Raw genomic sequence first — 13,531 nt, 5'->3', positions numbered from 1 at the left:
GTCGAACGGACGAGGCCGGCCGCCGACGCCTGGCGCGACCGGCCCGCGCCCGTTGAACCAGGGGCAAACCTCCCGGGAAGAACTGGCAACGACGCCTTCGCGGTCTTGTCACCGTTGGGTCACGGGATGTATGAACACAGGACACGTGACGAGCGTCACTGATCGCACCCCCAGTACGGCGCCCGCTCCCGCGTACCCAACTGCATCCCCAGTCGAAGGAGACTCGTCCGCATGTCCGAATTCATCAACAACATCTTCCACCGCCCCAACGAGTCCTCCAAGCCCGCGACCGGCGGCGACGACGCCGCAGCCGTGCCGCAGGCCGCGACGTTCGCACCCGAGGCGGCCGCGGTTGACACGACCGAACGGGCCGGCGCAGGGCCGGCAGTTCAGGAGGCGCCCGTCGATGCCGAGGCAGCCACCGGCGAGACCACGGCCGCCGAGCCCGCCGATGCGGCAGGCGCGGACAGCGACGTGCCGACCGACGGCGACGTCGCCGCCGACGCCCCGGCCGAAGCGGCCCAGGGCGAGGGCGCGGACGACGTCGCGGCGACCGAGGGCGAGAGCGGGCCCGACGCTCCCGTCGAGGAGGTGGCCGAGGACGACGCCACCATCGAGCGGGACGACGCGACGCCCGGTGCGGCTGAGGGCGGGACCGAGACTGCCGAGGGTTCCGACGCCGGGGCCGAGGCAACCGACGGCGGCGAGGCCGCCGAGGGCGACACTGTCGACGAAGCCGCCACGGAGTCGGACGACACCGCCGGCGAAGCGGATGGCGCCGCTGACCAGGAGGACGACGCCGTCGACGAGGAGGGCGCCGACGCTGCGGGGGAGGACGTCGACGGCGCGGGCCCGGAAGGCGCCGTCGAGCCGATCGCCGACGACACCACCAGCTCCGAGGGTGACGACCAGGCTGGCGAGACGGTCGACCGCGAAGCTGCCGAGGCGACCGAGCCCGCCGAGGCAGGCGCAGTGGCCGCGCGACCGGCGGCGGGGGTCCGTGGCAACACGACGCTGAGCGACGGCGTCGTGGCGAAGCTCGTCAGTGCGGCGGCGGCCAAGGTGGAGGGCGTGCATGCCCTGGACGGCTCCGGGGTCGAGGTCGTCGACGACGTCGCGACGATCACGGTCTCGTTCGTGGCTGAGTACGGGAGCCCGATCAAGGCGGTGGCCACGCGGATCCGCACCGACGTGATCGAGGCCGTCGAGGGCCTCCTCGAACTCGATGTCGAGGCGGTCAACATCAACGTCAGCGACATGCACACGCCGGAACGGGCCTGAGGCAGGGACGGCGGCCGGCCCTCGCTACGCCGCGGGGCGAGAGTGCGGCCGGCCGCCGTCCCGGCGATCGCGGCGGCCGGCCTGCCCTCGTTGGTCGCGACGCGCAAGGACGGCAGGCGGGGCGACGGATCAGGGCATGAGGCGATCGTGCAGGTCGGCGCGGAAGACGCCGTGGGGGTCCCAGCGGTCCAAGGCCGCCAGCGCCTCGTCCCAGCCCGCGATAGCGCGGGGAATCGTCGTCCGGAGCGCCTCGGTGTCGGTCCAGGAGCCGTCGAGGGATGTGGCGAACCGTTTCGCCCATTCGGGACGGGCCACGCCGAGTTCGGGCGGGAGTTCGTGGAACCAGGCCTCGAGGCCCATGAACAACTCGTGGGTACGAGGACTGCCGGGCAGATTCAGGACGTCGAGCCACACGGCCGTGTCAAGTTCGGGACGTTCTGCCACCGGGGCGACCGCGGACAGGGTGGCGGTGGCAGCCCCGGGGATGCCGATGTCTTCCGGGCGGTCCAGCCCGGTCACGCGGATCTCGCAGGTGTTGTTCGCCGGGTAGTCGCCGTCGCACCGGAACTTGTCGATGAGTCTCAGGTAGTGGTCGGTGAAGCCGTGGACGACGTGCTGGATCAGATCGCGGCGAGTGATGACGACATGGCTGCCTGCCGAGACCTTCAGCGTCGTGGGCTTGACGAAGTGGATGAAGTTCTTGGCCTCGCCCCACATGTCGGTGGCACCGGTGGCGACCAGCCCGGCGGCGGCCGCGGTCAGCTGAGCGTTGGTGGCCGTGGGGGTCAGGTGCCACGCCCCCTTGGTGATCTCCGCGATGAGAAAGCTGACGCTGTCCGGGAGGTTGTCGGCGAAGGGGAAGTTGTACGGCGCGTACACCGGGCGGCTCAGCAGTGGGCGTCGCTCGGTGACGTCCCAGGTCTGGACCCAGGGAAACTCCGTCATGGCGAACCAGATCAGCCCGACGCGCCCATGGCGCTCCACGAGGGCGCTCAACGAGCGGTCCCCGGCCTCGTCCGGGGGCGCGAACAGTTCCCGGTAGGAGGTCGAGGTCGAGTTCCGGCATCGCAGGTGGTAGTTCGGGACCGTCTGCAGCACCGCCTCGAGGATCACGGCCCGGCCGAGATTGACCAGCAGGGGAGCGATCTGCGGATCGGAGCGGTGGAAGGTCCGGACGACGAAGGAGTCCCGGACGTCGTCCCAGACCACCACGGTCAGTTCGACGACGGTGTTGCTGACCGTGCCGTAGGTGGCGCCGGGCGGTGTCGCCTCGCCCTCGGCGGGGAGGTTGGTCCCGTGGCCGCTGACCGCGAGCACCCCGGCCACGGAGACGTCGCCGGGAGCGGGGGCGCCGATGAGGCACCGGTCGTGCGCCGAGAGGAATTCCAGCAGGCTCTCCATGCTCGCACCCGCCTGCACCCGCACGCGGTCGGCGGTGTCCATGCTCATCGCCGCCAGCTTGCTGGTGTCGATCAGGACGATGTTCTCGTTCGCCGCGGTCCCGTCCTCGACGACCAACGGGGACCAGGAGTGGCTGAACCCGACCGGCCGGACGCGATATCCCGTGGCGACGGCCCAGTTCGCGACGGCGACGACATCGTCGGCGCCCTCGGCCGTGCTGGTCCACAGCGATTCGGTGGTGATGGTGGTGTCCCAGTTCCTGAAGACGTCCTTGTGCAGGTCCACGCCTGGAGGAAAGCCTGGAGGCAGGTCGGTGGCGACGGCTTCGGCCCGGTCGACCCGTCCGATGAGGATCCAGGCGGCGCCGAGGGCGGCGCCCGTCATGACGGTCCGACGCGACGGGCCCTCGGGCCGAGGTGGCGCCACGTCGTCAGGTGCTGAATTCATGGGGATTCTTTCGCGCGGGAATTCGTCGTGTGCTCATGCAGCGGGGTGCGCCGGCCGGCGCACCCCGCTGATGTCGACTCAGCGAGCCGGATACCTCATCAGGCGCGAGCCGACTCGCAGAACGCGAGAATGTCGCCGAGAGTGGCCTCCTGGTGGAAGACCGTGTCGTTGATGGCGTAGACGGGAACCTGAAGGAACGGTGTCAGCAGGTACTGCAGGGTCTCGTAGGGGTCGGAGGAAAGCGTGACGATCTGCACGATGTGATCGGCGTTCTCCGTGAGGAATTGACCCAGATCGGTCCCGTGATCGGAGAAGTTCACGAACAGCCAGTCGAGGGTCGCGGTGGGCCCTGAGCAGATGGGGATGATCGCGGTCTCCTCGTCGTGGCTCGGGGACCACGTTCCGTCGCCCGGGGACGTCCCGCCCGGGCCCGTACCGCCGAGTACGCCGAGGACGGCGTCGACCAGACTCCCGATGAGGCCGGTCACGGTGCCGAGCAGGTCGGTGACCGGAAGATCCGCCGAGGCGCTGGGCGCGGACGCGTAGACGGCGAGTGCCGGGTCTGCCGCGGGGGCGGCGATCACTTCCGGGACGCTGCTTTCAGGTGCTGCGAGCGCGTTCGCGCTCGTGGTCCCGGCGACGACCAGGCCGGCCGACAGGATCATGGCCATCCCGGAACGACGGATCACACGAAATCCTCGCATCATTACGGTTTCCCCTCGAATAGCTCGTCGGAAGTGCGGTGGACCATGTTTATGCGTGATTCACCGTGACGAGCATCAAGCCGTGTCCCCGTCTTGTCAATCGGAACGCGACGGGCGGGCAATGAATGAACCGAGACTTTCCGGGAGGAGCAGGACTCATCATTTCGAGCGTACGGCGTGGATTCCCGCAGATGGGCGTGCGGAAAAGAACTCGCGGGACACGCGCGAGAACGGCGGCGTCGATTTCCTGACGTCGACCGGTCGACGCCCGCTACGTCGCGCACGGCGTCGGTTCCGCCGATTCACCCCCCGGTTCACCCACCCCTGGCCCGGCAGCACACCGTGAACCTGGTTGACGATCGAGACATGAGGATGCTCCGGCAATGGCTGGCCGACCTGCTTGTCGAGCGCGGGCACGACGAACCACCCGGGCGCCTCGACGCCTGGGACAGGAGGAAGGGGTGTCCAGAGGGTGCGGCGGACGCGTCGGCGGAGTGACTCCACTCGCGGGCCGAGCCCGGACCTATGCGAGCGCCCGCACCGCGTGTCAATCAACTCGTGCAGCACTGACCTACCTGACGCCGCCCGTTCGGGAGTTCAGAGCCCGACAGTTCGGGAACTCAAGGTCCGACCGTTCCGGAGTTCAGCAACGCGAAACGGCGGCTGACCTGCGCGAACGTGGGAAACGCGTCGCGCAGATCAGCCGCCGTCCCAGCGACGTCACGAAACCCTATCCGGGCCGCCGGTCAGATGTCGTAGTACAGCTCGAAGTCGGACCTGGAGGACGGCCGGTGCTGGCCACGTTGGGATCGTTGGAATCTCGCGGTTTCTGCGTTGGCCAGCGCCGGTCGGATCGGGCTGGCGCTGGACATCTTGTGGACTTTTCCTGGACTCGCGTCGGGTGCGGTCTTGCCGTCGGACAGCTGTAGGGATCCATCGAAGGTGTCACCTGGACCGGTGTGGTTGTCACCAAGTTGTCCCGTCGAACGATCTACCTGTCACCCTCGGCGCGTCCTGGAGGTTGTCCCGCTAGGTTGAAATCCACCCGCAAAAGGGGTCGATGGCGGTCCGGCTCGACCACCTCCGACAAGCGTGCTCGCTGTGGCAGGCGCAGATTGTCGCGGCACTGCCCGCTGGTCGGTCAAGGGCCGGCCGGACTACGTGCTCGGGGCCTGACCGGGCGGGTGCATGCGAGTAGCGTGGGTCACGAGGCCGAGGGTGGCCGCGATGAGAGCCAGCACCCCGAACCAGGCACCGACAAGCACGATTCCACCGCTGACGACGTTGTCGCCTGCCCCTGGCACTCCGGTCGGGGTAAACGTGGCGACGGCAAGCACCACCCAGAGGCCCGCGGCAATCCAGACCCCGATCGACGTCCAGCGCACGCTCCACAGCGCGCCTGCGACCAGGGCAACCCCCAGCAGCATGAGCAGTGCACCACCTGGTTCGAACGGCTCTTCCTCGCGAAGGCTCCACAGCCCGCTCGTTGGCCACACCTCCTCCATGTGCGCCAGCGGCCAATAGTTCATCAAGACGCCTGCCGCCAGGGACAGCGTCCCTCCGACAGCGACAAGGACCCCGACACCCGCACCGAGGACCCGCTCCCGCCACGGTGAGGCCGGTCGCCTCGTCCCCGCCAGGACGCCAGCCACAGCCAGTGCTACTCCGACAACGATCCCCACGCCGCTGGCGAGAAACTCGGTATCCGATGTCGTCGGGCTCCACGCCACGGACTGCGAACCAGGCAGCGCGAAGTCGATCATGAAGACGACCGGCAAGGTCTCGGTGAGCATCGCGAACGCGCCCACGAGCGACACGAGGACGAGCGCTGCCCCCGCGGCGACCAGTCCGGACCGTGCCCAGCGAAGCGCGATCAACGCCACCACCAGCAGCAGCACACCGCCCACGACCTGCCAGACGCCCTCACGACCAAGATCATCGATCATGGCGACATCGTCAGGAGGGAAGCTCTCACGCTCAAGCCCGATGAAGAAATTCCGCGCCTCCTTGATGTTGAAGACGCCCGACTGGAGAAGGCCGACGCTCGTCCACACAGCCGCGAACGATGCCACTGCCGCTGCGAATCCAATCCAGGAGCGGTCCATCTCACCATCCCCCTCGTCGATGCACCCTGACGACCCGTCGGGTCCCCGCATCTCATCACCCGACTGGCGGGAGGGGTCCCGAGCACTGTGGAAGCGGGAACGGCGGAGCACCCGGACCGTCGATCCGAACGGGCGTAAGGCACTACGAACACGGGAGCGACGTGCGTCATCCCTCAAGCCACCGGACCAGCAGAATCACCAGACCGATGGGAACCCCCCACGCGACCACCCAGAACAACCAGTACAGGACGACCGCGACCCGCCCGACGTCTCCGGTCTGGCCATAGCCGCCGCTCGCGCGGTCCGACCACCGGTCGGTACGGACAGTCCTGAGGCGAGGTGCGTGCGGACGCGGCCGCGCCCGGCGCTGGTTCGCACGCGCCACTGCCGAGCTTCTGCGACGAGACCGGCGCAGGTGCTTGTCGATGGCCGACCTGGTCGACGGACTCGTCGCCAGGTCACGAGCCCGGATCAATAGCGGCCCGCCGCGCAGATCCGTATCGTGCCACTTGGCATAGGTGGCGACACTGCGGTCGACGACGCGCGCAACCTCGTCACACACATCCCGAGTGACCGTGTTGTCGCGGCCGCCCAGCGCAAACAGCACCCGTAGCGGAGCTTCTGTCGCGGCCAGAAGTTTCGCGGCTGCCGCAATGCCTTCTTGGGAAGCGCTCACTGATCGCGCCGTGTCGCACTCGCCGGCCACACGATCCACTGCGGATCGGACGGCAGTGTCGATCGCCCCCTCGACGTCACGCGCTTCGTACCCCGCGTCCCGCAAAGCCACGATGAGGATCTCGGCCTCGTTCGGTGACGTCTCGGCCAGCCGCGCGATGCGTCGCACGGTGGCATCAACGTACCTGGCGTCATCGTCGTCCTTGTCCGACATCCAGCCCTCACTCGACCTACTACGCACCTGCGATCACCGACGCAGCCATCATCGTGCATGCCGACGGGAACCCTCCCAGCCGTCGGTCCGCTCACACCTGTCGGACAGGACCTATGCCGGCGAGCCCAAGACCACGTCGGGACCTCACCAATCCTCCCGACCACATGAGAAGAACCGCCCATGCTCGAGGAAACGGACAACTTCAATGCACGCTCCACTGCAGCAGGCCTACCAGAGCTGGGCCACCAACGGCCTGCCAGTCACCTCTCAGGAGGCTGTGTCCAACCGCTTCGTTGATCGGGTCGAGAACTTGGAATCCTTGGCTTCGCTCAGTGAGCCAGCCGGGCCAGATTCGTCTAGCCACCCTTGCCTTGATTTGTCTAGCGCGCATAGACTAGCCTGATGGTCAGTAGTCAGCCCACACGCAAGGTCCTTAAGGAACTGCGCGACGCCGGTTTCACGGCGGGCCGGACGGTCGGCTCCCACACGCAGTGGAAGCATCCGAGCGGCGTGAGCGTCTCCGTTCCGGACGGACATCGGCAGATCAGCCCGGGCGTCTACCGCAAGGTTCTCAAGGCCATCAAGGACAGCCAGGAGGGCACGAAGTGACCAGCACCTATCAGGCCACCGTCACCCGCGAGGACGGGTGGTGGATGGTCCACGTCCCCGAGATCGACGGCCTCACCCAGGCCCGGCGCCTCGCTGACGTCGAGCAGATGGCACGCGAGCTCATCGCCGTCACACGCGACGTCCCCGTCGAGGACGTCGCAGTGAACGTCTCCATCGACGCGGTCGCCGGCATCAAGGTCCGCGACGTCCTGGAAGACGTGGCCGCCGAACGCGCCGAGGCCAAGCGTCTTGACGCCGATGCGTCGGCCAAGACCGCAGCACTCGCACGGAAGCTCGTGGGCAAGGGCATCGCCCAACGCGACGTGGGCAAGATCCTCGGCGTCTCACACCAACGCGTCAATCAACTCGTGCAGCAGTGACACAGCGGCGGTCGTCGCCAGATGACCTGGCCACGCGAGGGCGGTGCAATGCCCTAATCGAGAGCCCGCCAGGGCGATGCGACAGTATGCCTCCTTGATGCTCCAGGCATCTTTTCCCCACTCCTAGCCAAGCGAAGTCAGCCAGGCGGTCAGCGCAGCGCCGACTGCGCCGCCGCCGACTGCCGAGAACGCGACGGTTGCTAACTCGGCACGTCGCGAGTGGTTTGTCTCCAGTACCGCAGCCATTTCTGCCATTTCTACGAAGTTGTCAACGTCGCGGGCTTCTCGGGGCCGCTCGAGGCCAAGGTCTGGCTCGCGTCGGCCGCGCTGCTGCTCGCGCTCGTGCAGGTGGGGTCGGCGCTGATGATGTACGGCAAGATCGGCCCGTCCGACCCACCGCGCTGGATCGGCGCGGTGCACCGCTGGTCGGGGCGGGCAGCGTTCTTCCTGACCATACCGGTCGCCGTCCACTGTCTCTATGCGCTCGGGTTCCAGGCCGCGACGCCCCGTGTGCTCGTCCACTCGGCCGCCGGGACCCTCTTCATGACGGAGACCGGTCCCAGGACGGGAGCCACTTCGAGGCGGCACGTGCTGGTGCTCGGCGCCGCCGGTGTCGCGAGCGCAGCGAGCGGATGTGCGGTCTACGGTGTCGACGACGAGCAGCCGCCCGCGGCCGACCCGCCTGCAGGCGACGGCGCACCCGAAGGCGAGGCGGGCGCCGGAGCGGACGTCGTGGCCTCGACCGGCGAGGTAGCGGTCGGCGGTGGACTGATCCTCGCCGACCAGCAGCTCGTGATCACGCAGCCGACCGAAGGCGACTTCAGAGGCTTCTCGGCCGTCTGCACGCATCAGGGGTGCACCGTGAGCGCGGTGCGTGACGGCACGATCGACTGCGCGTGCCATGGCAGCCGGTACTCGATCGAGGACGGGTCAGTGGTGCAGGCCGCGTCCGGTCTGACACCGGAAAGCCGGGACCCGCTCCCCGAGGTCGCGGTGTCGGTCGACGGGGACCAGATCAGCGTCACCGGGTAGCCGGCGCCTCCGGTCCGAGTCCGCACAGGCGCGGAACCCGTCACGCTACCGGCTTCGGCGGATCCGGGAACGTGACCACACGTCGCGTCTACGCTGATGTCGTGTCAGTCCGTCGTGCCCTACTTGTCGTCCTTGCGGTCTTGACTGTGGTGAGCGCGTGGTTGCTCGGCAATGGTGTGGGTCCGGTCGGTGTCCCGGCGGCTGTTGCCGTGGGTGCGGTGCTTGCGATGATCGTCGGCGGTCGAGCAGGCCGCTCGTATCTCCATGTTCTTGCCATCGGGGCCGGCTCGATCTCGCTCGCCACGACCGCCTACGTGCTCTTTGCCGATGTGACGATCGGCGAGCCGGGGAAGCACCCCGGTCCTGTCGAGCTGATTGCACTCTTCGCATTGCTGGCGGCTGTCGTGCGGTGGACGGCTCCGCTGCGAGTGGCGGTGATTTCGGCGGCGCTGGTGTGGGTCGCGTTCGTCGTGTGGGTGCTTCGGCTCGTCAAGTACTGGCCGCAGGTGGCATCCGACGTCGGGCCGTGGCCGATCTCCTCGGGATTCGACCTGCTCATCATTCTCGGGCATCTCGCCGGGATGGCATTCCCCGCAACGATCGCAGTGCTTACCGGTGGTGTGCCGCGTCATCTCGCTCGCCGGCGACGTGAACTGATCGCCGAGGTCCGCCGTGAGCAGCGGTTGGAACTGGCTCAGGACCTGCATGACTTCGTTGCCCATGACCTCACGGGCATCGTTGCACAGGCACAGGCGGTGCGTTTCGCACGGGCCGACGACCTCGATCAGATGCGTGAGGTGCTCGAGCGGATCGAGCACGTGGGTGTGGGCGCGCTGGACGCGATGGACGGCTTCGTCCAGGTGCTGCACGACGACGGGGCTGCGGCTCCACGGTCCATGCGGCGAATCTCGGACGTTCCTGCACTGGTGGACCGGTTTCGCGGGCAGCGTGGATATGGCCCACCTGTACGGGTCGAGATCGACGACGACGTGCGGACGGGTCCATCTCAGGAAGTGCAGGCGACCGTCTATCGGGTAGTGGTCGAAGGCCTGACCAACGTGCGCAGACACGCCGCGCCGGGGTGCGCGGTCACGGTTTCTGTGAGCGGCTCGTTGGATGGCGATCTCGTGGTCGTGGTTCTCAACGACATCGGCACCATGGCGTTGTCGCTGGAAAGGCCGCGTCGTGCGCACGGAGGCACCGGCTTGACCGCGCTGAGAGAGCGGGTCGCTGCCGTTGGTGGTCGTCTGGTTGCCGGGCCTGACGGAAATGGTCAGTGGCGGCTGTCTGCGACGATACCCTGCTGGGGCAGAGGAGGGACTCGATCGTGAGTGTGCCGGAGACACGAGTGGTCGTCGTGGATGACCAGCGCGACGTGCGCAGCTCATTCCGGATGTTCATCGATTCTCAGCCGGACATGCGTGTGGTCGGCGAAGCTGCGGACGGGCCGTCAGCGCTCCACACGGTGCGTCACCTGATTCCCGACGTGGTCCTGATGGATATCCGGATGCCGGAGCTGGACGGTCTTGAAGCAACGCGTCTGCTGATGAAGGACCCACGGACGTCGCACTGCCGGATCATCGTGGTCACGACCTTCGACCTCGACGAGTACGTGTCCTCTGCCCTGGCGCTCGGTGCATCCGGATTCTTGCTCAAGCGCTCCGGTCCGACACTGCTCACCGAGGCGATCCGCGCGGCAGCCAACGGCGACATGCTGGTCAGCCCACAGATCACCGTTCGTCTGCTCCGGCACGGACGCGGCAGGCTCGGCTGGGTCTCCCGACCAGGCTCGTCAAGGCTGAGCGCTCGCGAGACCGAGGTCGCGCGCTTGGTTGCGCAGGGACGGACCAACGCCGACATCGCTGAGGAGCTGACAGTCTCCGCGGGCACGGTCAAGACTCACGTCGCCAACATCGCCGCGAAACTCCAGGTCCACAACCGCGTCGGAATTGCCGCCTGGGCCTGGGAGCACGGGATCGCCGAGCCAACGGATTACACCTGACAAGGCCCGATACTGCGCCTTCGATGGATTGATCGCGGGAACGCAGCGAATCCTCTGCCGTTCGGCAGAGGTTGGTCCAGGCATCGGATTGACATGCTGGCGTTATGACGGCACCTGAGAGACCGGGCCAGGCCACGAACGTGGCGATCGGGTCTCTGCTTTGCGTTTCCGGGCCCGGGCGTACATGCCTCCGGGCCGGTCGTGTTTCGCGTACTGGACGGAGGATCTGATGTTGAGACGATTGGGCGTTGCGTCTGTCGCGGCAGTGGTCTTGTTGTCGGGCCTGGCGTCGCCTGCCGGGGCGGTGACTGGTGGTGGGACCGTGGAGCCGAGCTGGGTCCGGCAGGTCGTGCGCGTCGTCGTCGGCGAGGAGAAGGCATGCACTGGCGCGCTGGTCGCGCCACAGTGGGTGCTTACGGCGGCGTCGTGCTTCACGACGGATGGTTCTGACGAGGTGCGTACCGGCGCGGCGCCGGCGAACACGACGGCAACCATCGGGCGAGCTGACCTGTCGACATCGGACGGGTATGTGCGTGATGTCGACCGGATCGTGCCGCACCCGGACCACGACGTGGCGCTGGCGAGGTTGACACTGGGGGTTGACGTCGTTCCGTGGAATCTCACCGATTCATCCGTGGTGGACGGCGAGTCGTTGGCGCTCAGTGGCTATGGACGAACAGAGACGGTGTGGGCGCCGGACGAAGTTCAGGTGGCCGGCCTCGTTGCGGGAGGCATCTCCGACAGTTCGTTCGAGGTGAGTGCGCCCGCGGAGTCCACCGCCGCAGCGTGTGACGGTGATGCGGGTGCTCCGGTCACTCGCTCGGTCGACGGTGCCGTCGAGGTCGTCGGCGTCCTGGTGGGCTCGGTCGAGAACGGCTGCCTCGAGGCTCCGAGCGACGCCGACCGGACAGGTCAGGTGGTTCGGGCAGACGTCCTGGCGGCCTGGGTGGAGCGGAACGCGGTCTGGTACAAGAACGCGTTCCTGGCGTCATACGCATCTGCTGATCGCGACGGGGACGGGCACCTCGATGGCATTGCGGGGTACGACCTCGCCCGCAACGACGATCAGATCGTCGCCGTCGACTACGAAGGCACGGGGAAGCTGGACCACCTCCTGATCTACCGGCCGGGGCCGGAGAAGAAGTACTGGGTCGTCAAGCACCGCGAAGACGGCTCGTACGAAAGGGTCTTCCACAACTCCAACGCCGGCATCGGCCCGGTACCCGCGCAGGGCACCGTCCTGCTGGGGCGGGCACATGACAAGGTGCTTGCGTTCGACTGCCACCGCACCGGAAAACAGGACTGCATCGTGGTCTACCGGCCGGGCGAGGTCGATTCGGACAGCGAGAGCGCGTCCTACAGCGTGTTCGAGCGCGACCCGGACGGCGGGTACCAGCGGATCCACCGTCAGAAGCTGGGTCGCCTGAGCTTGACGGCCGACCGGATGATCATGCTGGACGACGAGGGTTCGGCGACCGGCCAGCACGTGGTCTTCTATCGTCCCGGGGCCGGGTGGGTGACGATCGTCCCGTGGGTTCTCGACGACGACGCAGGCGGAGGGCACCTCGGTCCCAACGTCTACGTGAACCAGGGCGGCGGGATCGCCGGCTTCGACGTGCAAAACGCGCGCGATCGGATGATCGCGTTCGACTGCCACCGCTCCGGCCGCCGGGACTGCCTCGTGGCCTATCGGCCCGGCCTGGTCGACTCGGACATCGTGAGCTCGTCGTACCGGGTCATCGAACGGACCACTGGGGGCGGGTACGAGCAGGTCTTCGAGCACAGGATGGGCAGGCTCACCTCAACGGCCGACCGTGTGATCGCCTACGACTACGACCGTTCTGGCAAGGCCGACCACTTGGTGTTCTACCGGCCAGGGGCGGGGTGGGTGACCGTGGTGCCCTGGCTGCGCCACGCGGACGGCAGCGGGGAGGCCGGGCCTGCGGTCTATTCCAACCAGGGCGGCGGCATCGCCGGGTACAACATGGCGCACACCCGTGACCGTCTGATCGCTTACGACGACGCTCACCTCGGCTCGACGACCGGGCTCGTGGCCTACCGTCCCGGGTCTCGGCTCGCCTGGGTGCTCGGACGCCCGAGCGAGCGAGGCGATGCCGCGGTGGCGGTCAACCGGCCGGCGGGCGACACGTCGGCGGTGGAGACCTTCGCCTATCCAGGCGCCGACGGAATCTTCGAGGAGCGCGGCATTCGTCTCATCTCCGGTGATGGCCACGTGTTGCTTGCTGATTGTGCGGAAGAGAACGTCTTGAGCGTTTCCGCCCGCGGGCTGGATAACCAGGACGTTTGTTTCCGAATGACAGGGGTCGAGGGGTATTTGAAGTTGAACCTTCCGGGTGCCTATCTGGTGCACACGAATGACTATGCCTCGACGGAGCTGGAGACGACTGCGGAGGGTGAGACCACGGCGTACGAATTCGGGCCCAACGAGTGGGGTCCCATCGGGGAATCGGTCGACGGGCGAGAGCACGTGCTGGTGGAGATCCGGGTCAGCCGGTGAGTAGCCGGTTCGACAAGACGCTGAAAGGGAGGGCGCAATCATGCGATCTGATGGGCTTGTGCTCGGCAGACGCCAACTACTGACAGTCTTTGCGGGGGTGGCGGTAGCGGGATCCCTGCCGACATGCAACCCGCTCGTGGCACGTACGGCATTCGGGTCTGAA

12 protein-coding genes are annotated in these 13,531 nt (G+C 67.5%); 8 read left to right on the top strand and 4 right to left on the bottom strand.

What is annotated here, in order from left to right; all coding sequences use genetic code 11:
- Window positions 1-231: 231 nt before the first annotated feature.
- Complete coding sequence (locus tag IIE03_RS00595) at window positions 232-1,281, top strand: Asp23/Gls24 family envelope stress response protein (RefSeq protein WP_192860790.1); 1,050 nt, start codon at window positions 232-234, stop codon at window positions 1,279-1,281.
- 129 nt (window positions 1,282-1,410) lie between these two features.
- On the opposite strand, the gene IIE03_RS00590 is transcribed toward IIE03_RS00595, so the two are convergent.
- Together IIE03_RS00590 and IIE03_RS00585 are read right to left on the bottom strand one after the other, a co-directional pair.
- A complete protein-coding gene (locus IIE03_RS00590; protein ID WP_192860789.1) occupies window positions 1,411-3,129 on the bottom strand; it encodes a cholesterol oxidase substrate-binding domain-containing protein in 1,719 nt (572 codons plus the stop codon).
- Between the two features lie 98 nt (window positions 3,130-3,227).
- Window positions 3,228-3,818, bottom strand: coding sequence for a hypothetical protein (locus IIE03_RS00585; protein WP_192860788.1), 591 nt, complete (start codon window positions 3,816-3,818; stop codon window positions 3,228-3,230).
- Between the two features lie 381 nt (window positions 3,819-4,199).
- Here IIE03_RS00585 and IIE03_RS26300 point away from each other — a divergent pair, with 381 nt between their 5' ends.
- A complete protein-coding gene (locus tag IIE03_RS26300) occupies window positions 4,200-4,331 on the top strand; it encodes a hypothetical protein (protein ID WP_264158542.1) in 132 nt (43 codons plus the stop codon).
- A gap of 659 nt (window positions 4,332-4,990) precedes the next feature.
- Here IIE03_RS26300 and IIE03_RS00580 read toward each other — a convergent pair.
- Both IIE03_RS00580 and IIE03_RS00575 read right to left on the bottom strand, forming a co-directional pair.
- A complete protein-coding gene (locus tag IIE03_RS00580; RefSeq protein WP_192860787.1) occupies window positions 4,991-5,938 on the bottom strand; it encodes a hypothetical protein in 948 nt (315 codons plus the stop codon).
- 166 nt (window positions 5,939-6,104) lie between these two features.
- Window positions 6,105-6,827 carry a hypothetical protein gene (locus tag IIE03_RS00575; RefSeq protein ID WP_192860786.1) on the bottom strand — a complete coding sequence of 241 codons (723 nt, stop codon included), beginning with the start codon at window positions 6,825-6,827 and terminating at the stop codon, window positions 6,105-6,107.
- A 402-nt stretch (window positions 6,828-7,229) separates the two neighbouring features.
- Here IIE03_RS00575 and IIE03_RS00570 point away from each other — a divergent pair, with 402 nt between their 5' ends.
- From IIE03_RS00570 to IIE03_RS00545, 6 genes are all read left to right on the top strand, one after another.
- Complete coding sequence (locus tag IIE03_RS00570; protein WP_192860785.1) at window positions 7,230-7,436, top strand: type II toxin-antitoxin system HicA family toxin; 207 nt, start codon at window positions 7,230-7,232, stop codon at window positions 7,434-7,436.
- Entirely contained in the window at window positions 7,433-7,816 is a 384-nt protein-coding gene (locus IIE03_RS00565) for a type II toxin-antitoxin system HicB family antitoxin (RefSeq protein ID WP_225997034.1), read from the top strand. Before IIE03_RS00570 ends, IIE03_RS00565 begins: the two co-directional genes overlap by 4 nt.
- Window positions 7,817-8,035: 219 nt before the next feature.
- Window positions 8,036-8,848, top strand: a complete 813-nt coding sequence (locus IIE03_RS26550) for a DUF6529 family protein (protein ID WP_318842711.1) — start codon at window positions 8,036-8,038, stop codon at window positions 8,846-8,848.
- A 71-nt stretch (window positions 8,849-8,919) separates the two neighbouring features.
- Window positions 8,920-10,179, top strand: coding sequence for a sensor histidine kinase (locus IIE03_RS26545; protein ID WP_192860784.1), 1,260 nt, complete (start codon window positions 8,920-8,922; stop codon window positions 10,177-10,179).
- A complete protein-coding gene (locus tag IIE03_RS00550; RefSeq protein ID WP_192860783.1) occupies window positions 10,176-10,850 on the top strand; it encodes a response regulator in 675 nt (224 codons plus the stop codon). Before IIE03_RS26545 ends, IIE03_RS00550 begins: the two co-directional genes overlap by 4 nt.
- Before the next feature lie 322 nt (window positions 10,851-11,172).
- Window positions 11,173-13,368: a trypsin-like serine protease gene (locus tag IIE03_RS00545; RefSeq protein ID WP_192860782.1), complete on the top strand. Its 2,196-nt coding sequence runs from the start codon at window positions 11,173-11,175 to the stop codon at window positions 13,366-13,368.
- The last annotated feature ends 163 nt before the right edge of the window (window positions 13,369-13,531 follow it).

Source organism: Myceligenerans pegani, assembly GCF_014892515.1.
Taxonomy (GTDB): domain Bacteria; phylum Actinomycetota; class Actinomycetes; order Actinomycetales; family Cellulomonadaceae; genus Myceligenerans; species Myceligenerans pegani.
Note: the sequence above shows the minus strand (reverse complement) of the source record. Positions and strands in the feature narration are given on the sequence as shown.